The sequence below is a fragment of the Thermostichus vulcanus str. 'Rupite' genome (assembly GCF_022848905.1).
Lineage (GTDB): Bacteria > Cyanobacteriota > Cyanobacteriia > Thermostichales > Thermostichaceae > Thermostichus > Thermostichus vulcanus_A.
Genome location: NZ_JAFIRA010000011.1, coordinates 13,382 through 31,835 on the forward strand (window position 1 = coordinate 13,382; position 18,454 = coordinate 31,835).

General features: G+C 54.4%; 13 protein-coding genes. 11 read left to right on the forward strand and 2 right to left on the reverse strand.

The features are described 5' to 3' along the window. Nucleotides 1-85: 85 nt before the first annotated feature. Nucleotides 86-637: a DNA starvation/stress protection protein DpsA gene (gene dpsA, locus JX360_RS06085; protein ID WP_244349755.1), complete on the reverse strand. Its 552-nt coding sequence runs from the start codon at nucleotides 635-637 to the stop codon at nucleotides 86-88. Nucleotides 638-894: 257 nt separating this feature from the next. On the opposite strand from dpsA, the gene JX360_RS06090 reads away from it, so the two are divergent. Next, the gene (locus JX360_RS06090; protein ID WP_244349756.1) at nucleotides 895-1,272 is read left to right on the forward strand and encodes a hypothetical protein; all 378 of its coding nucleotides are present in this window, start codon (nucleotides 895-897) and stop codon (nucleotides 1,270-1,272) included. On the opposite strand, the gene JX360_RS06095 is transcribed toward JX360_RS06090, so the two are convergent. After that, nucleotides 1,269-2,351, reverse strand: a complete 1,083-nt coding sequence (locus tag JX360_RS06095; protein WP_244349757.1) for an Mrp/NBP35 family ATP-binding protein — start codon at nucleotides 2,349-2,351, stop codon at nucleotides 1,269-1,271. The genes JX360_RS06090 and JX360_RS06095 overlap by 4 nt on opposite strands. Nucleotides 2,352-2,541: 190 nt before the next feature. Here JX360_RS06095 and JX360_RS06100 point away from each other — a divergent pair, with 190 nt between their 5' ends. The 10 genes from JX360_RS06100 to JX360_RS06145 all read left to right on the forward strand — a co-directional run bounded on the left by JX360_RS06100 (nucleotide 2,542) and on the right by JX360_RS06145 (nucleotide 18,020). Next, a complete protein-coding gene (locus JX360_RS06100) occupies nucleotides 2,542-2,835 on the forward strand; it encodes a DUF6464 family protein (RefSeq protein ID WP_244349758.1) in 294 nt (97 codons plus the stop codon). A 154-nt stretch (nucleotides 2,836-2,989) separates the two neighbouring features. Beyond that, on the forward strand, nucleotides 2,990-4,678 hold the full coding sequence (locus JX360_RS06105) for a M14 family metallopeptidase (protein WP_244349759.1): 1,689 nt from the start codon (nucleotides 2,990-2,992) through the stop codon (nucleotides 4,676-4,678). Between the two features lie 159 nt (nucleotides 4,679-4,837). Continuing rightward, nucleotides 4,838-8,524: a helicase-related protein gene (locus JX360_RS06110; protein WP_244349760.1), complete on the forward strand. Its 3,687-nt coding sequence runs from the start codon at nucleotides 4,838-4,840 to the stop codon at nucleotides 8,522-8,524. Nucleotides 8,525-8,584: 60 nt separating this feature from the next. After that, on the forward strand, nucleotides 8,585-8,968 hold the full coding sequence (locus JX360_RS06115; protein ID WP_244349761.1) for a GxxExxY protein: 384 nt from the start codon (nucleotides 8,585-8,587) through the stop codon (nucleotides 8,966-8,968). Between the two features lie 22 nt (nucleotides 8,969-8,990). Further along, nucleotides 8,991-12,698: a DUF1156 domain-containing protein gene (locus JX360_RS06120; protein ID WP_244349762.1), complete on the forward strand. Its 3,708-nt coding sequence runs from the start codon at nucleotides 8,991-8,993 to the stop codon at nucleotides 12,696-12,698. Between the two features lie 75 nt (nucleotides 12,699-12,773). Next, a complete protein-coding gene (locus JX360_RS06125) occupies nucleotides 12,774-12,989 on the forward strand; it encodes a hypothetical protein (RefSeq protein WP_244349763.1) in 216 nt (71 codons plus the stop codon). Further along, nucleotides 12,980-13,330 (forward strand): type II toxin-antitoxin system PemK/MazF family toxin, encoded by a 351-nt coding sequence (locus JX360_RS06130; protein ID WP_244349764.1) that lies wholly within the window; start codon nucleotides 12,980-12,982, stop codon nucleotides 13,328-13,330. The genes JX360_RS06125 and JX360_RS06130 overlap by 10 nt, the downstream gene beginning before the upstream one ends. 19 nt (nucleotides 13,331-13,349) lie before the next feature. Continuing rightward, nucleotides 13,350-13,922, forward strand: a complete 573-nt coding sequence (locus tag JX360_RS06135) for a Uma2 family endonuclease (protein ID WP_244349765.1) — start codon at nucleotides 13,350-13,352, stop codon at nucleotides 13,920-13,922. Nucleotides 13,923-13,983: 61 nt separating this feature from the next. After that, a complete protein-coding gene (locus JX360_RS06140; protein ID WP_244349766.1) occupies nucleotides 13,984-14,631 on the forward strand; it encodes a Uma2 family endonuclease in 648 nt (215 codons plus the stop codon). Nucleotides 14,632-14,696: 65 nt separating this feature from the next. Further along, nucleotides 14,697-18,020: a Swt1 family HEPN domain-containing protein gene (locus tag JX360_RS06145; RefSeq protein WP_244349767.1), complete on the forward strand. Its 3,324-nt coding sequence runs from the start codon at nucleotides 14,697-14,699 to the stop codon at nucleotides 18,018-18,020. The last annotated feature ends 434 nt before the right edge of the window (nucleotides 18,021-18,454 follow it).

Here is an 18,454-nt window from a genome sequence, read left to right on the forward strand (position 1 = left end):
CAGCTAGGTCAGCCTCACCAGTGCCCCCTCAGGCTCTCTAACCCCCGTCAATCTGTCCCAATTTGAGAATCAATATGGATGTGGATCAGGCTCTGCCGTTCATCAAGCCAAACACCAAGCTGTCATTGGCCAAGAAATGATTCAGGTGAAAGGCACGATCTTCGGTTTTTAACAAAATCTGCTCGTAAAGATAGCGGGTGGCTCGATCTCCAAGACTTTCCGCTTGCGCCGCCTGCCGCCGCAACAGATCGATAATGGCTTGTTCCGCCGCTAAGTCGTTGCTCAACATCTGCCGCGCCTCAAAAGCCCCGTCCGGCTCTGGAGTAAAGCAACACAGCTGGGCCAAAGTCGTCAAGTTGGCCACTGGTACACCTCCGAGCCCATCCAGACGCTCTCCCAGGTCATGAACGTGCTCACTCACCTCTTCATAATGATCTTTAAAGAATTGGTGCAGAGAGTAAAACTCGGTGCCCTCCACCACGAAGTGATGCTTCTGATATTGCAGGTACAGCGCCTGGAAGCTGGCAAAGAGCGCATTCATGCCCTCACAAACCGGTTGGGTCACCTCGGCCCCGAGCAGGACAGCATTGTTCCGCACGCTGTTAAATGCTTGGCGCAAAGTTGAAGTTTCAGACATACTCCGAGGTTCTCCGGCGAAGGTGAGCGAAGATGGGTCAAGAACCCATAGGGCATGAGAACCCTAGGATCCCTAGCTTCTGACTGTTGCTCTCAGCATAGTACAAAGACGTCAGTTTTGTGAACAGTTGTCAATAAGCCTTGTTCTTGAAGGCATTAGGGTTGATTAGAGAAGCCCGCGCTGTATGCAGAGCATCAGCGTCAGCATCACCCACCCTTGCTATGGTGGGAGCAGGTGCCGTTAATGGGGACTCAATCATGAACAAACAACCGAGCCAAAGGGTACGCCAGGGATCCCTAGCGCTCTTGCTGGGGTTGGGTTTGGTACTGGGTGGGGCCAGTGGCTGCGGGCAGCTGGCGCGTCTGGGGGTAGGAACCACCCCAATTGCGACGGTGGCTCAAAATCCCAGCCAGCACTCCAACGTGTGGATCCGGGGTCAGGTGGTGAACCAGGTGGGGGTATTTGGGCAGGGGGTCTACGAGCTACAGGACAGCAGCGGCTCCATTTGGGTGATCACCGACAAAGGGATCCCGGCCATGAACAGTACCGTCACTGTGCGCGGCAAAGCCCAAGAGGGCATTACCGTGGGGGGGCGCAGTTTTGGGGTTTCTCTCACGGAAGTAGAGCGCTACTAACCCGCCCCCAAAGCCAACATCGACACCCGCCCAGCCAGGGTTTTGGCAATCTGGGTCAAGGCTTGGGCCGAGGCCGACTCTGGATGACCAACCACAATTGGTTTGCCCGCATCTCCCCCTTGGCGCAGAGCAATTTCCAACGGGATCCGTCCCAACAATGGGATCCCAAGTTCGCGGGCGGTGGTTTCCCCCCCTTCTGAGCCGAAGATATCGTACTGGCGATCCGGCAGGTCGGGCGGGATGAAGTAGCTCATGTTTTCCACAATGCCCAGAATTGGCACCTGCAATTGGCGGAACATATTCAAGCCCTTGCGGCTATCCAGCAGTGCCACGGATTGTGGGGTTGTGACAATCACCGCACCGGCCAAAGGCACCGCCTGCGTCAGGGTCAGCTGGGCATCGCCCGTACCCGGGGGCATATCCACGATCAAATAGTCCAACTCGCCCCACTGCACCTGATAGAGAAACTGCCGGATCACCCCGTTCAACATCGGGCCACGCCAAATCACCGGTTGATCCCGCCCAATCAACAGGCCCATCGACACCATCTTCACGCCATAATTTTCTAACGGAAAGATATCCTCGCCACCATCCTCCCGTTTTTGCACGAACAGAGACTGATCCTGCAGTCCCAACATCAGGGGCACATTCGGGCCATAAATATCGGCATCTAAAAGCCCTACCCGGGCTCCACTTTGGGCCAACGCAATTGCCACATTCACCGAAACAGAAGTTTTTCCCACGCCACCCTTGCCACTGGAAATGGCAACAATGTTGCGCACCCCCTTGATGGACTGGCGATCCGGCAGAGCAGGGGAACGGGGAGTTTCCGCCGTCACCGTGACATCGATGGTTTCAATTGGGGCCAATTGGCGGATGGCCGCCTTGCACTCATCCACAATGAATTCCCGCAACGGACAGGCCGGAGTGGTCAACACTAGGGTAAAAGCCACCCGTTCAGGCTCCACCCGAATATCCCGAATCATGTTCAGTTCCACCAAACTGCGGCGCAACTCGGGATCCTGAACAGGACGCAACGCCTCCAGAATGGCAGCAGCATCAAGGGTGGAAGTTGTCATGGGGGCGAAAAGGCTAACAGCATCGATCCACTCTTCACTCTAATCGGTTTTTCCGCCTGCTTTTTGCACACCAGGATGAACTGAAGGGACAGTGACAAAACTGGCCGTTCCCCTAGCCCTCTGGAAAAAGGCTGACTTAGGCTGGATTCGGTTGGCGGACAACGCTTACGGACACAAGGGGGAGAGGGCAATGGTGCAACCACTGATCATGGGAGTGGGCCTATGGCTGGGACTAACTTTTTTGGCCCAGTTGCTCCCTCTCCTGGACAAAACCGGCTCCCGCCGCCTGTCCACCTGGGACTACCGCACCCCCCAGCGCACCTTACCAGCGGTCTCTTCTGGACGATGGGATCCCTCCTGCCAGTATTTTTCCCGGTCGATGTTCTTGCCCTGCGCGGTCAACCCTCTAGGCCCCTGCCGCTGCAGCCACTATGTGCCGCTCCCCAAAGACTCCACCCGTCAGGCAGCCGATCCCAAGCCGTGACAGAAAGCCCATGGATCAATCCTCAAAGTCTTTCTTGAACAGAACCTAGCTCATGTCCAGCGAAGGCGGGATCCCTACCCTGAGGCAAGCCAAACCCGGAAAGATTAAAAAGATTAAGATATGCGAGTGCCACAGCAGAGGGATCCCTCCACCCATGGGTGCGCTACCAGAGTTTGATTTCAGCCATTACTTCACCTACGCCGAGATCGTGGATTTTTTGCAGACCGCAGTGGCTGCCTATCCCCACCTGATCACCCTAGAAACGCTCGGTACTAGCCGCCAAGGCCGGGAGATCTGGCTGGCCACCCTCACCCATCAAGCTACCGGCCCCGCCCTAGAAAAACCCGCCTACTGGATCGATGCCAATACCCACGCGGGGGAAGTGACCGGCTCAGCGGTAGCACTTTACACTATTCACCACTTGCTGAGCCAGTATGGCGTGGATCCCCAGGCAACTCGACTGCTGGATGGCTATACCCTCTACGTGTTGCCTCGCCTTGCTGTGGATGGGGCCGAGCAGTACCTCACCACCCCCGACGATCTGCGCTCTAGCCCCCATGCCTACCCGGATCCTGACAAGAAAGATGGCCTGCACCGGCAGGATATCAATGGCGATGGGCTGATTTTGCAGATGCGCCTCCGAGATGACTGCGGGGCCTGGAAAATTTCAGACAAGGATCCCCGCTTGATGGTGCGCCGGGATCCAGACGAGTTTGGCGGTACCTACTACACCCTGTTGCCGGAGGGGTTAATCCACAACTTCGATGGCTACGAAGTGCGGGTTGCCCCGCCCCTAGCGGGTATGGACTTCAACCGCAACTATCCCTTCGAGTGGGCCCCCGAGGGAGAACAGAAAGGGGCAGGCGCCTATCCCTTCAGTGAGCCAGAGACCCGAGCTGAAGCGGAATTTTGGCGTACCCATCGCAACATCAATGGCTTTGTAACCTATCACACCTACTCGGCGGTGATCCTACGGCCCTATTCCACCCATCCGGATGAGCATTTCCCAGTCGAGGATCTGGAAACTTTTCAACTCATCGGGGAGAAGGGCACCCAACTGACGGGCTACGAATGCGTTTCTGTCTATCACAAGTTCCGCTACCACCCCAAACAAATTCTCCACGGCGGCATGGACGACTACGCCTACGATCACTGGGGCTGGTTCGGCTTTACCACTGAGCTTTGGGATCTGCCGACGGCTGCCGGGATCCAAAAAGGAGACTACATCCAGTGGTATCGCCGCCATACGGAAGCGGATGATCTCAAAATCCTGCAATGGAACGATGAACACCTCGGTGGCGGGGGGTTTGTGGATTGGCAGCCCTTCGAGCATCCGCAACTGGGGCCGGTAGAGATCGGCGGCTGGAAAAAAAAAATGACCTGGGATAATGCCCCGCCCCAAGTCTTGCCGCAGCTGTGTCGGCAGCACTGCCAGTTCACTCTGGCTCATGCCCTGATGAGCCCCAAGTTGGCCATCGCCAAAGCAGAGGTTCACCCACAGGGATCCGACCTGTACAAAGTTATTTTGCAGCTAGAAAATCAAGGCTTCCTGCCCACCTACACCAGCCAAAAAGCTCTGGAGCGGCAGATCGTGCGACCGATTGAGGTGGAGGTACAAATGCCGGAGACAGCCGCGCTGGTCATGGGGCAAGCCAAACAAAGGGTGGGCCACTTGGAAGGGCGCTCCAACAAAGCCTTTGTCAAAGCCTTTTCCGATGCGGGAGAGGTGGATTTTCGGCGCAAGCTGGAGTGGGTAATCCGAGCTCCGGCGGGAACCCGCTTAGGGATCCTGGCCAGGGCAGAGCGGGCCGGCATGGTGCGAACGGAACTGCTGCTGACCTAGTTAGCTCTACCGACGCTGTGGGTTGGTTAAGCGTGCTCCCCCCGCTGTCAAGCTGCTGTCAAGATATCGAGCTATAAAACGACAGAGCGTATCTACACTGTGAGAAATGGTGAGCACCAGACTGTTCACAGTGCCCTTATGTGCAGCAACTCTTAAGCTATGGCTCAACTCGAAGATCTCACCCGTGGTGCTCTTGTCAAAGGTCTCCTACCGACTCATAACGTTATCGTCATTGACGCGAAGTGGCATGGGAGTGATGTGGTGGAGCTGACCTATAAGGATGCAAATGGTCAACCGCACACTGAGCTTCTGTTTCGCGATCGCGAGCCAACCTTAGAAATTGTTACCGAAGGGCAACCTTGGAGTTTCGATGGGGATGGGGCGTTGCTGCGGTTGGTTTCCGAAGCCCATCGCATTCGACTGGCTCACCTGTTTGATCCGCTGCTGGCAGTGCATACCTCGTTGGTGGAACCCCTGCCCCACCAGATCACGGCAGTATATGGCGAGATGCTGACCCGGCAACCGTTGCGGTTCCTGTTGGCGGATGATCCGGGGGCGGGCAAAACCATCATGGCGGGGCTGTTGATTCGGGAATTGCGGATTCGGGGGGACTTGCAGCGGTGCCTGATTGTGTGTCCGGGCAGTTTGGCGGTGCAGTGGCAGGATGAGTTGTTGCAAAAGTTTCATCTCCCCTTTGAGATTCTGACCAATGACCAGATTGAAGCGGCGCGCACGGGGAACGCCTTCGCAGAAATGCCCCTGCTCATTGCTCGCTTGGACAAGCTCAGTCGCAATGAAGACCTGCAAGCCAAGCTAAGGCAAACCGATTGGGATTTGGTGGTAGTAGATGAAGCACACAAACTATCTGCCTCATTTTTTGGCGGTGAAATCAAGGAAACCAAGCGCTATAAGCTCGGTAAGCTGCTGTCCACGCTGACCCGGCATTTTCTGTTGATGACAGCAACTCCCCACAACGGGAAAGAGGAAGATTTTCAGTTGTTTCTGGCGCTGCTGGATGGCGATCGCTTCGAGGGGCGATTCCGAGATGGGGTGCATAGCTGCGATGTCTCGGACTTGATGCGGCGCTTGGTCAAAGAGGATTTGCTCAAGTTTGATGGCAAACCGCTGTTTCCGGAGCGGCGGGCACACACGGTCAAGTATGTCCTGTCTGATCTAGAAGCTGTTCTTTACAAGCAAGTTACCGATTACGTCAGGGAAGAGTTTAACCGGGCCGATGCCCTGGCCAATGAGGGGCGCAAGGGAACCGTGGGCTTTGCCTTGACGATTTTGCAACGTCGCCTTGCCTCTTCTCCCGAAGCCATCTACCAGTCCCTCCGACGACGACGGGAACGGCTCCAGAAGCGGCTGCGGGAGGAAGAATTCTTGAAACGAGGGTTATCAGCGGAGATCGCCTTTGGCTCCACCATCGACCCGGATGATTGGGACGATGATTTCGAGGATTTATCTGGTGATGAGCGCGAGGCTAGAGAAGAAGAGGTGGTTGACCAGGCCACGGCGGCTCGCACGATCGCCGAACTGCAAGCCGAGATCCATCAGCTTGGTGAACTCGAAAATTTAGCCTTGCGCGTTCGACGCAGTGGCAAGGATCGCAAGTGGGATGAGTTGTCGCGGGTGATTCAAGCAGTTTTTGCACCACAAAGGCACAAAGGACACGAAGAAAACCCTTTGTGGTCTTTGTGTCTTGGTGGTTCGTCTCGCAAACTGGTGATCTTTACCGAACATCGGGATACCCTGAACTATCTAGTCAGTCAAATTACGACCCTCATCGGGCGATCTGAGGCAGTGGTCACGATCCACGGTGGCATGGGACGGGAAGAGCGCAAGAAGGCAGAGGAAGCCTTTAAGCAAGATGTGGCGGTGCAAGTCTTAATTGCCACGGATGCGGCAGGGGAGGGGATTAACCTGCAACGGGCGCATCTGATGGTGAACTACGACCTGCCGTGGAACCCAAATCGGCTGGAGCAGCGGTTTGGGCGAATTCACCGGATTGGACAAACTGAAGTCTGCCATCTTTGGAATCTGGTGGCGGAGGAAACCCGCGAGGGGGATGTATATCTCTCGCTGCTCAAGAAGCTGGAGATTGAGCAAAAGGCGCTCGGTGGCAAGGTCTTTGATGTGTTAGGGAAAGCGATCGCAGGTAAGGAACTGCGAGAACTCCTGATTGAAGCGATCCGCTACGGCGATCGCCCCGAAGTCAAAGCGAAGCTGGATCAGGTGGTGAGCGATCGCCTTGACCAAAGTCGGTTGCGAGCGTTGCTAGAGGAACGCGCCCTGGCACGGGACTCGATGGATGCGAGCAAGGTGCAGCAGATTCGCCAGGAGATGGAGCGAGCGGAAGCCCGCAAACTTCAGCCCCATTTCATTGCCTCCTTTTTCTTGGAAGCCTTCCAGCGATTGGGCGGTACAATTCGGCAGCGGGAACCCAAACGCTATGAAATTACCCATGTTCCGGCGGTGATTCGCAATCGCGATCGCCTCATTGGAGTGGGAGCAGCCGTCCTAAAGCGGTATGAGCGGATCTGTTTTGAGAAGGAACTCATCAGTGTTCCGGGAAAACCTGTGGCTGATTTTGTTTGCCCTGGTCATCCCCTGCTAGATGCAGTTCTGGATGTGACCTTAGAGCGGCATCGGGATCTGCTGCGGCAGGGTGCCATTCTGGTAGACGAAAACGATCCGGGGGAAGCAGTCCGGGTGCTGGTGTATTTGGAGCATTCCATTCAGGACGGTCGCACCGAACGGGATGGGCGACGGCGAGTGGTGTCGCGGCGGATGCAGTATGTGGAGTTGAGAGCAGAGAGACAAGAGAATTTAGACCAGAGAGATAAACCAAGTTCCCTCTCTCCTCTCTCCTCTTTTCTCTCTCCTAGCAACGCAGGGTATGCGCCTTACCTGGACTACCGACCCCTGACCCCAGAAGAACAGGCTATCCTTACCGATCCTTCGTGTCCTTTGTGCCTTCGTGGTTCAAATCTAGAAGACCAAGCCACCACCTACGCCATCACCCACCTTGTCCCCCAACACCTCCAAGAAGTCCGGGAACGCAAAGAAGAACTGATTGACAAAACCCTCCGGGCGGTGAAGGATCGACTGACAAAGGAAATTAACTATTGGGATCAACGGGCAGCGGAGCTGCGCTTGCAAGAGCAAGCCAGTAAGCCCAATGCCAAGCTCAACTCCGCCAAAGCCCAACAACGAGCCGATGAGTTAGCCGCACGGCTGCAAAAACGCCTATCTGAATTGGAGCAGGAACGAAAGCTATCGCCTCTGCCCCCCGTCGTCATTGGTGGGGCGCTGGTGGTGCCGATCGGTCTATTGCAACGGCTACAGGGAAAACGGGCAGCAGCGACCAGCACCTTTGCCAGAGAAACCCAGCGGGTGGAGCGGGCCGCAATGGCAGCAGTCATGGCAGTAGAACGGGCATTGGGGTATGAACCGCGGGATGTGAGCGATCAGAAGTGTGGGTATGACATTGAATCAGTGGTGCCAGGGACTGGGCAGTTACGATTTATCGAGGTGAAGGGCAGGATAGAAGGGGCTGAAACGGTCACAGTCACCAAAAACGAAATCCTGACGGCGCTCAATAAGCCCGACAATTTTATCTTGGCCTTGGTGCAGGTTCCGCTGGATCGGGAGTTTCCTGAAGGGGATGTGTTCAAGGTCAAGACAACGGCTGGCACCTATGCCGTGCCAGGCGAGGGCTGTGTGGTGCGGTATGTGCAACGACCGTTTCAGCGAGAGCCAGACTTTGGGGCCAGTAGTGTGAACTATGGGTGGCGGGAGTTGTGGGAGCGAGGGTATGAACCACAAAGGCACAAAGGACACTAAGAACTTTGTGGACTTCGTGTCTTTGTGGTGAAAAATCAAAAAACACAAAGGACAGGAAGCGTGAGTCGGGAGGAAGCGAATCGGTTATCGAATGTGATTATTGGGGCAGCGATCGCCGTGCATCGGGAGTTGGGGCCAGGGTTATTGGAGTCTGCCTATGAGGCGTGTTTGAAGTATGAGTTAGCCCAACAGGGGTTGCAAGTTGAGAGCCAAGTACCTCAGCCTGTCATCTATAAGGGGATTCATCTGGATTGCGGCTATCGTTTAGATCTGTTGGTAGAAGACTTGGTAATCGTGGAACTCAAAACGGTTGAAAGCCTACAACCCATCCACGATGCCCAACTCCTCACCTACCTTAAACTCAAAAAACTCTGGCTCGGACTCCTGATCAACTTCAACGTCCCCATCCTCAAAAACGGCATCAAACGCCTCGTCAACCATTAACCTTTGTGCCCTTTGTGGTTCCATGAAAAAAAAGCTCATCGAAGTTGCCCTCCCCCTAGAAGCCATCAACCTAGAATCCGTCCGCGACAAGTCCATTCGCCACGGCCACCCCAGCACGCTGCATCTATGGTGGGCACGGCAACCGTTAGCAGCCTGTCGAGCGGTGTTGTGGGCTTCGTTGGTCGATGACCCCTCCAGTTGGCCCGACAAATTCCCCACTGAGGCAGACCAAGCGCGGGAACGGCAGCGGCTATTCAACATTTTGGGACGCATCACCCTTGAAACGGATAAAAAGGGCAACACCAAACCGGTTGTGCGTGGTTTGGTGTCTTGGGACGATGTGAACAAAGCCAACTCTAGTGAACTGGAAGCAGCACAACAGGAAATTGCCCGGTGCTTGGCGTGGGCGCGCGGCGAAGAACCACCAACAGAACCAGCAGCAGTGCGGCAATATATCGCCAAGTATGCCCCCCCGGTCTATGACCCGTTTGCCGGTGGGGGTTCGATTCCCTTGGAGGCGCAAAGGCTAGGTTTAGAAGCCCATGCCAGTGATTTGAATCCGGTAGCCGTTCTCATCAATAAGGCGCTGATTGAGATTCCACCGAAGTTTAAGGATCAGCCACCTGTGAACCCGGAGGTGAGAAGTGAGTATGGAGGAGTGAGGAGTGAGGTAAGACAGGGAGATGCATTACCGAGAATTGATCGTTTGGCAGAAGGCGATGGCAGCAGCTCAGGAAGTTTATCGTCTAGTTCCGAGGTTGCCCAAGGAGGAAACCTACGGGATCCGTTCTCAGATAACGCGAGCGATCGTATCAGTGCCAGCCAACATAGCCGAGGGTTGGACAAGGGAATCGGAGAAGGAAAAAGTACGGTTTTTAGCGATAGCGCAAGGCTCTTTAGCCGAGACGGAGACCTTACTAACCCTTTGCGAGAACCTGGAATGGTTTCCGACGGATCAGACTCAAACGCTGAGAAACCTGCTGGACGAGGTGAGTCGAATACTGACCACAATGCGGCGAAGGATAAGAAACGAGAAATGAGAAGTGAGGAGCCAGGAGTGAGGAGTGAGAAGAAAATTACTCAATTCTCTCTTCTCTCTTCTCACTCCTATTCCGGCGCGCAGGGCTTAGCGGCAGATGTGCGCTACTACGGGCAGTGGATGCGCGATCGCGCCTTTGAACGCATTGGGCATCTCTATCCGAAGGTTGAGGTGAGGAGTGAGGATAGAGAAGTGAGCAAAGAGAATGGAGAAGTGAGCAAAGAGAATGGAGAAGTGAGCAAAGAGAATGGAGAAGTGAGCAAAGAGAATAGAGAAGTGAGTAAAGAGAATGGAGAAGTGAGTAAAGAGAATGGAGAAGTGAGCAAAGAGAATGGAGAAGTGAGCAAAGAGAATGGAGAAGCGAGCAAAGAGAATGGAGAAGCGAGTAAACCTTCAGCCCTCACTCCTTCCTCTCCCTCACTCCTCACTTCTAAATCCTCTTTTCTCACAGTGATCGCGTGGCTCTGGGCACGAACGGTGAAGTGTCCGAACCCGGCGTGTGGTTGCCAGATGCCGTTGGTGCGGAGTTTTCAGCTTTCCACCAAGAAGGGGAAAGAGGCTTGGGTAGAGCCGGAGGTAATCAACCACGAAGACACGAAGGACACAAAGGAAGATCTTCGTGACCTTTGTGACTTTGTGGTTCCCAAAATCCGGTTTGTAGTCAAGTCAGGGACGGGCAAAGCACCGGAGGGGACGATCATCACTAGAAAAGGTGCAGTATGTCCTGCGTGCAGTACGCCAGTTCAATTTAAATATATTCGTAGCGAGGGAATGCAAGGGCATTTAAACCAGCAATTAATGGCGATCGTTGCTGAAGGAAAAAATGGGCGTATTTACATTTCTCCAAATGAAGAACATGAGCGGATAGCTAATTCTGCTCAACCAAGCTGGAAACCTGATGGCGAATTACCCAAGAAACATCGTAATTTCCAAACTCCTGCTTATGGAATGCCGAATTTGGGCGATCTCTTCACGCCGCGGCAACTGGTGGCCCTCACTACCTTCAGCGATTTGGTGGCGGAAGCACGGAAACAGGCGATTCAGGATGCCATTGCCGCTGGGCTACCGGATGACGATGTGCCGCTGCATGAGGGAGGAACCGGTGCAAGGGCTTATGGAGAGGCGATCGCAACTTATTTGGGATTTGGAATTGATCGATCAGCAGATAGGAACTCTTCTCTTTGCTCATGGGATGTAAGTAGAGACAGTACAAGAAATACTTTTGGAAGACAAGCAATACCAATGGTTTGGGATTTTGCCGAAGCAAATCCATTCATTGACTCTACAGGCAATTTTTTAGGTGCTATTGACTGGATTGCGAAAGTTCTTGAAATTGCCTTTCCTAATTCTCAATCACAAGCCCACCAACAGGATGCCACTGCCCCCCACCCCCACGACACCACCCCCAAACTCATCTCCACCGATCCGCCTTACTACGATGCCGTGCCCTATGCAGACCTCTCCGACTTTTTCTATGTTTGGCTGCGGCGTTCCCTTGGCTCCATCTATCCCAACATTTTCAGCACCCTCTTAGTCCCCAAAGCTCAAGAATTGGTTGCCACTCCCTACCGATTTGGTGGCGATAAACAAAAAGCCAAGGAATTTTTTGAAGCAGGACTTGGTAAAGCCTTTGAGCGTCTTCATCAGATTGTTCACTCAGACTATCCCCTAACGGTCTATTACGCCTTCAAGCAAACCGAAGAAGACCCCTCCGAAAATGGGCTAGGAGAAGAAGCAGATATGGACGACACGCCAGTTCCCCTCTCCCGCTCTGGGAGAGGGGCTAGGGGTGAGGGCAAAGCCTCCACAGGTTGGGAAACCATGCTAGAAGGGTTGATTAGCAAAGGCTTCAGCATTGACGGCACTTGGCCCATGCGGAGCGGACTAAGTAACCGCATGGTTGCTAGAGGCACCAACGCCCTCGCTTCCTCCATCGTCCTCGTCTGCCGCCCCCGCCCTGCCGATGCGCCCAAAATCACCCGTCGCCAATTTCTCACCGAACTCAAGCGCCAACTGCCCCCCGCCCTCAAAACTCTCCAGCAGGGCAGCATCGCCCCCGTCGATCTCGCCCAAGCCAGCATCGGCCCCGGCATGGCGGTTTTCTCCCAATATGCCGCCGTTCTGGAAAACGATGGATCCCCCATGCGCGTGCGGACGGCTCTGCAACTGATCAATCAAATCCTCGATGAATACCTCACCGAGCAAGAAGGCGAATTCGACAGCGACACCCGTTGGGCACTCACCTGGTTTGAACAGCATCAGTTTGAGCCAGGGCAGTACGGCGATGCTGAAACCCTCAGCAAAGCCAAAAACACCAGCATTCAAGGCATGGTCGAGGCGGGCATCCTTGAAGCTAAGGGCGGCAAAGTGCGCTTGCTCAAACGCAGTGAACTGAAGTCAGACTGGGATCCCAACAGCGACAGCCGTATGCCCGACTGGGAAATTGCTCAGTATCTCATCCATGAACTCGATCAAAAGGGGGAAATGGGGGCCGCAGAACTGCTGGCCAAACTGGGCAACCGCGGCGAAATCGCACGCGACCTTGCCTATCGGCTCTATAGCTTGTGCGACAGAAAAGGCTGGACCCAGGAGGCCTTGCCGTACAACAGCCTCGTCATCTCCTGGCCCGAAATCACTCGCTTAGCATCAGGAGTAAGGCAAGATGCTCCCATCCAAACCAGCTTGTTATAACCCCTCGTGCCCTCCGTGGTGACAACGAACCACAAAGACACAAAGAACACAGAGAAAGCCTAAAGGAGTCAAGCCATGAATATCCATTTAGTCGAATCGATTATTCAAGTTATCCGTTCTCTTTCTCCTGAAGAGCAAGCCATCCTAGAAGAAAAACTCTTCTTTGATGTTGCTTATCCATCTTCCCCCGATCTCATCACCCTTGCCCTACGCGGAAACAGTTTTGAGTTCCTGGACGACGAACCCGACCTCTACAGCCTTGATGACGGAGAACCCATGCCATGCCCTTAGCGAAAGGCGATATTGTGTTGGTTCCATTTCCCTTCACCGACCTTAGCCAAACTAAACTGAGGCCAGCCGTCATTCTTTGGGTCGAACCTCAAGGGCAAGACATTACACTGTGCTTTATCTCTTCGCAGAACCTGGAGCGCATCACGCCGGATGAGTTGCTTCTGGAAATAGGCGACCCAGAATTTACGCAAACAGGACTTAAAGTCACCTCCAAAATCAAAGTGACTAAAATCATCACCCTAGAGCGACAGTTGCTTCAGCGACGATTAGGCAGCCTAGGTACACAGCAGATACAGCGCCTAAACCAAATCCTAATCCAAGCCCTTCAGCTTGACGTGTAATCCCCACAAGGAGACCCCCATGATTGCCCTAAATCTGCGTCCTGCCCTCACCCTGACCGACGAAGCCTTCGAGCAGCTTTGCCGCAGCAACCCCGACCTACGCCTCGAACGCACCGCCCAAGGAGAACTGATTGCCATGGCCCCCACCGGCAGTGAAAGTGGATATCGTAACGCCGATCTGCTGGGTCAACTCTGGCAGTGGAATCGCCAGATGTGCTTGGGCTTCATCTTTGATTCTTCCGCCGGTTTTACCCTACCCAACGGAGCCATCCGCTCTCCCGATGCCGCCTGGATTGAAAAGACCCGCTGGGAACGCCTATCGTCCGAGCAACGCCGTAAATTTGCCCCCCTTTGTCCCGACTTTGTCTTGGAACTCAAATCCCCCAATGACGAGTTACCCACCCTCCAGGCCAAACTGCAAGAATACATCGACAATGGCGCACAACTGGGCTGGCTCATTGATCCAGAACTCCAGCAAGTTCATGTCTATCGCCCAGGGCAAACTGTGCAGATCTATGATCGCCCTGGCACCCTCCCTGGTGACCCCGTCCTGCCCAACTTTGTCATGGACTTTACCCTGATCTGGAGTTAGGGCAAAACCACAAAGACACAACGCACACCAAGATTTCTCACATACCTTATTCGCCCAGCTTATGGTTACTTTGCGACTCCGACAACTAGATGTCCCTCCCGGTCAACGCTGGCTGATTCCTGACCTGAACTGGTCAGAATTTGAAGCCATTCTCGATGAACTGGGCGAAAAACGTGCCAGCCGCATTGCCTACAGCGATGGAATTCTGGAAATCAGGATGCTATTGCCCAAGCACGAACGCGATAAATCTATTCTTGGGGATATGGTCAAAATCCTCTTAGAAGAACTAGAAATTGACTGCGAGTGCTTTGGGTCAACCACCTTCAAACGCCAAGCCATGAACTATGGCATTGAACCCGATGAATGCTTCTACATTCAAAACCACCAGACCATGATTGGTAAAGATCGGCTGGATTTATCCGTTGATCCGCCTCCCGATCTGGCCATTGAGGTCGATGTCACCTCCAAAACCCAAATCGATGCCTACACCCGCTTAGGTGTTCCTGAACTTTGGGTCTACGAAGGGACTGAACTAAAGATCTACACCCTGCAATCTGGGCAATATCAAAATTCTGCCACCAGCCCCACCTTTCCTGATCTCCCAATTTTGGCATGGGTAAGGGAGGTCTTAGAGCAAAGTCGGGCGATCGGTCGCAGCCCTGCCCTACGATCTTTTCGTCAAAAAATCCGATCCCTTTCATTACCATAAAACCTTTGTGCCCTCTGTGCCTTTGTGGTTCCCTATCCCCATCCCACCCTCACCCAATTACTCCTATGGCAATTAGCAATCACGAACGAGTCGGACGCGCCCTCAAGCTGCTTCATGAAGGGCTGTATCCCTACTTTGAACGAGAAATGATCGCTGCCTACACACAGCAATGGCCATTACGGGCGGCGGCCTATTTCAACAAAGACAGTGTGGCAGTTCAAACCAGCCTCAAAACCGATCTCTACGACTTCCTCAAGTTTATGTGGAGTGAGTGGAACGACGTATTTCGCAAAACTCTCGGCAAAGCGGAACGTAGTCTTCTCTCCGAATGTCAGGAGATTCGCAACACCTGGGCACACAACCCCACCTTCACCACCGATGATGCCTACCGTGCTTTAGATACGATCGGTCGCATTCTCTCGGCTGTATCTGCCCCAGAAGCCGATCAAGTCGAAAAACAGAAACAAGAACTGCTGCGGCTGCGTTTTGAAGACCGGGCACGGCGAGAAACCCGGAAAGCAGCAGATGCACCAACGGAAGGCCAACCGATGACGGGGCTGAAACCCTGGCGCGAAATTGCCACCCCCCACCCCGATGTTGCCTCCGGTCGCTTCCAGCAAGCCGAATTTGCCGCCGACCTCTGGCAGGTCTACCTGGATGAAGGTTCCGACGAATACCGGGATCCCACCGAGTTCTTTCGGCGTACCTACCTTACGGAAGGGCTACAACAACTCCTGACCAATGCCCTACGGCGGCTAAGTGGTCAAGGCGGTGATCCCGTCATCGAACTGCAAACCAACTTCGGTGGTGGCAAAACCCACGCCATGCTCGCCCTCTATCACCTCTGCCAAGCCCTGCAAATCGCTGACCTTCCTGGTGCGGAACCCATCTTCCAGGCAACTGGCCTCGATAAACCACCCCAAAATGTCAACCTGGCGGTCTTGGTTGGCAATAAGCTCCAACCCAGTGGTATCGTCCCCTATAAACCGGAACATGCCAGTCAGAACCGGCCTCTGATCAGAACCCTCTGGGGCGAACTGGCTTGGCAACTGGGGGGAGCTGAGGGCTATGAACTGGTACGGCAAGCTGATGAAACCTCTACCAACCCTGGTGATGCTCTCAAGGTGCTGTTTAATCGCTTTTCCCCCTGTTTAGTTTTGATCGATGAATGGGTGTCCTACGCGCGGCAGCTCCACGATCAAAACGACATCGCTGGCGGTAGCTTCGATACCCAATTCACCTTTGCCCAAACCCTGAGCGAATCGGCCAAGAATGCCAAAGAGACCCTATTGGTCGTTAGCGTTCCCTCTTCTGATATTGAGATAGGCGGCGATCGCGGCAAGGAAGCCCTGGATCGCCTGAAAAATGCGATCGGTCGTGTCGAATCACCTTGGCGACCCGCCAGCGCCGAAGAAAGCTTTGAAATTGTCCGCCGTCGCCTATTTGAACCCATTACCGACCCCAGCTTTTTTGTACAGCGGGATGCGGTGGTCAAAGCCTTTGCCAATATGTATCGCACCCAAAGCCAGGAATTCCCCAGCGAGTGCAAAGAAAGCGACTACGAGCGGCGAATGCGGGATGCCTACCCCATCCATCCCGAATTGTTCGATCGCCTGTATTCCGACTGGTCTAGCCTCGACAAATTCCAGCGCACCCGTGGCGTGCTGCGGTTGATGGCTAAGGTCATCCATTCCCTCTGGGAGCGTAACGACCAAAGCCTGATGATCCTGCCTGCCCATGTGCCTATGGATGACCCACAGGTGCAGTCTGAACTCACCCGTTATCTGGAGGACAACTGGCTGCCCGTGATCGATAAGGATGTGGATGGAGCCAATTCCCTCCCCCTTACCCTCGATCGCGGTAATCCGAATCTGGGGCGTTACTCTGCCTGTCGCCGCGTCACCCGCACCATCTACATGGGGTCTGCGCCCACCCTGCGCGCCGCCAATCGCGGCTTAGACGATCGCCGCATCAAGCTGGGCTGTGTGCAACCGGGGGAAAGTGTGGCCACCTTTGGCGATGCCCTGCGCCGGCTCACCGATCAGGCCACCTACCTCTACGTCGATGAGAGCAAGCGCTACTGGGTGTCCACCCAGCCCAATGTCAACCGCACCGCCCAAGAACGGGCAGAACAACTGTTGCGCGATCGCCACCCCATCTGGGAAGAAATCATCAAACGCCTCAAGTCCGATAAAAACCGGGGCGAGTTCAGCGCTGTTCATGTTGCACCGGACTCCACCGCCGACATTCCCGATGATCCCACCCCAGGCGTTCGCCTGGTCGTCCTTGCTCCCCAACATCTCCATAGCAAAGGCACTCCCGACAGCCCCGCCCGCCAGTGGGTAGCGCAAGCCCTCAATCAACGGGGCAGCAGCCCTCGCTATTACAAAAATACCCTGCTATTCCTGGCACCGGATAAAACCAAACTGGAAAACCTAGAACGCAGCACCGCTCAATACCTAGCATGGCAAGCGATCGTAGCTGAAAAAGAAGCACTGAACCTAGATGTTTTCCAAAGTAACCAAGCCACCACCAAACTCAAGCAGTCCAACCAGGATGTTGAGAATCTCCTCCGGGATACCTATCAATGGCTTCTCGTTCCCTATCAACCCGATGCCCAGGGCACCATTGAGTGGAAGGAAACCCGACTGCAAGGACAAGACTCTCCCATTTTGCAAGCCAGCCGCAAAGCCACTCATGAAGGCGACCTGCTGCCAGCCTACTCCGCCACCAACCTGCGCCTCGAAGCTCTAGATAGATTTCTCTGGCGAGACACGCATCACATCGATCTCAAACGACTTTGGGAATATCTCACCCAGTACCTTTATCTGCCTCGCCTAAAAGACCAAAGCGTCCTACTGCAAGCCGTTCGCGATGGCGTCGCTTCCTGGGCCGATAACTTCGCCTATGCCGAAGGCTTTGATGAGACAAAAGGAAAGTATCTTGGTCTGCGCGTGGCAACGGGCATCAGTCCCAGCATTAGTCCCCAAAATCTGCTGGTCAAGCCAGAGGTCGCTCAACAACAGTTGGATAGAGAGAGAAGAGAGGGTAGAGAACAGGGAAGAGAGGATAGAGAACGGGGCAATAAGCCGACTGTTCCCGCTTCCCTCACTCCTCCCCCCTCCCCCCTCACTCCTCTTCCCTCTCCCCCAAGCCTACGGCGATTTTATGGAAACGTGGAAATTGATGCGATGCGAATTAACCGAGATGCTTCGACGATCGCCGACGAGGTGATTCAACATCTTACTGCGTTGAATGGCGCAACCGTCAAAATTACTCTGGAGATTGAGGCGGAAATTCCTGAAGGAGTCCCTGACGATGTAGCGCGGACTGTCATGGAGAATTGCCGGACGCTCAAGTTCAAGAGTCAATCATTTGAGCAAGGTTGACATGGCGAAATTATGGAATATGGCAGAAAGCGTTCAAACAAGTCATGAGAGAGGGCTAACACTGCGTTGGTACGGACGGTACAGCGGTTATTAGTGAGAGATCAAGGTTATCGCTGCATAACTTCACTGTTATCAATCGCGTTATAGCCCTTTAATGCTCCGCAGTCGCGTGTCGCGTAGCATTAGCGTTGCGTAGCAACAATGCCTACGGCAGGCTGCGCCAACCCTGAAGTGAAGGCGGGTTTGCGACAACAACGGTGGTGTCCCTAACCGATTCAAAAGGGCTATGGTGCTCCGCACCGCTGTCGCGAAGGTGCTCCGCACCGCTGTCGCGAAGGTGCTCCGCACCGCTGTCGCGAAGGTGCTCCGCACCGCTGTCGCGAAGGTGCTCCGCACCGCTGTCGCGAAGGTGCTCCGCACCGCTGTCGCGAAGG

Coding starts and splice junctions, on each gene's coding strand:
- JX360_RS06130 (WP_244349764.1), top strand. CDS start 12,980: ATGCCCTTAGCGAAAGGCGATATTGTGTTGGTTCCATTTCCCTTCACC.
- JX360_RS06090 (WP_244349756.1), top strand. CDS start 895: ATGAACAAACAACCGAGCCAAAGGGTACGCCAGGGATCCCTAGCGCTC.
- JX360_RS06135 (WP_244349765.1), top strand. CDS start 13,350: ATGATTGCCCTAAATCTGCGTCCTGCCCTCACCCTGACCGACGAAGCC.
- JX360_RS06140 (WP_244349766.1), top strand. CDS start 13,984: ATGGTTACTTTGCGACTCCGACAACTAGATGTCCCTCCCGGTCAACGC.
- JX360_RS06125 (WP_244349763.1), top strand. CDS start 12,774: ATGAATATCCATTTAGTCGAATCGATTATTCAAGTTATCCGTTCTCTT.
- dpsA (WP_244349755.1), bottom strand. CDS start 637: ATGTCTGAAACTTCAACTTTGCGCCAAGCATTTAACAGCGTGCGGAAC.
- JX360_RS06105 (WP_244349759.1), top strand. CDS start 2,990: ATGGGTGCGCTACCAGAGTTTGATTTCAGCCATTACTTCACCTACGCC.
- JX360_RS06095 (WP_244349757.1), bottom strand. CDS start 2,351: ATGACAACTTCCACCCTTGATGCTGCTGCCATTCTGGAGGCGTTGCGT.
- JX360_RS06120 (WP_244349762.1), top strand. CDS start 8,991: ATGAAAAAAAAGCTCATCGAAGTTGCCCTCCCCCTAGAAGCCATCAAC.
- JX360_RS06145 (WP_244349767.1), top strand. CDS start 14,697: ATGGCAATTAGCAATCACGAACGAGTCGGACGCGCCCTCAAGCTGCTT.
- JX360_RS06110 (WP_244349760.1), top strand. CDS start 4,838: ATGGCTCAACTCGAAGATCTCACCCGTGGTGCTCTTGTCAAAGGTCTC.
- JX360_RS06100 (WP_244349758.1), top strand. CDS start 2,542: ATGGTGCAACCACTGATCATGGGAGTGGGCCTATGGCTGGGACTAACT.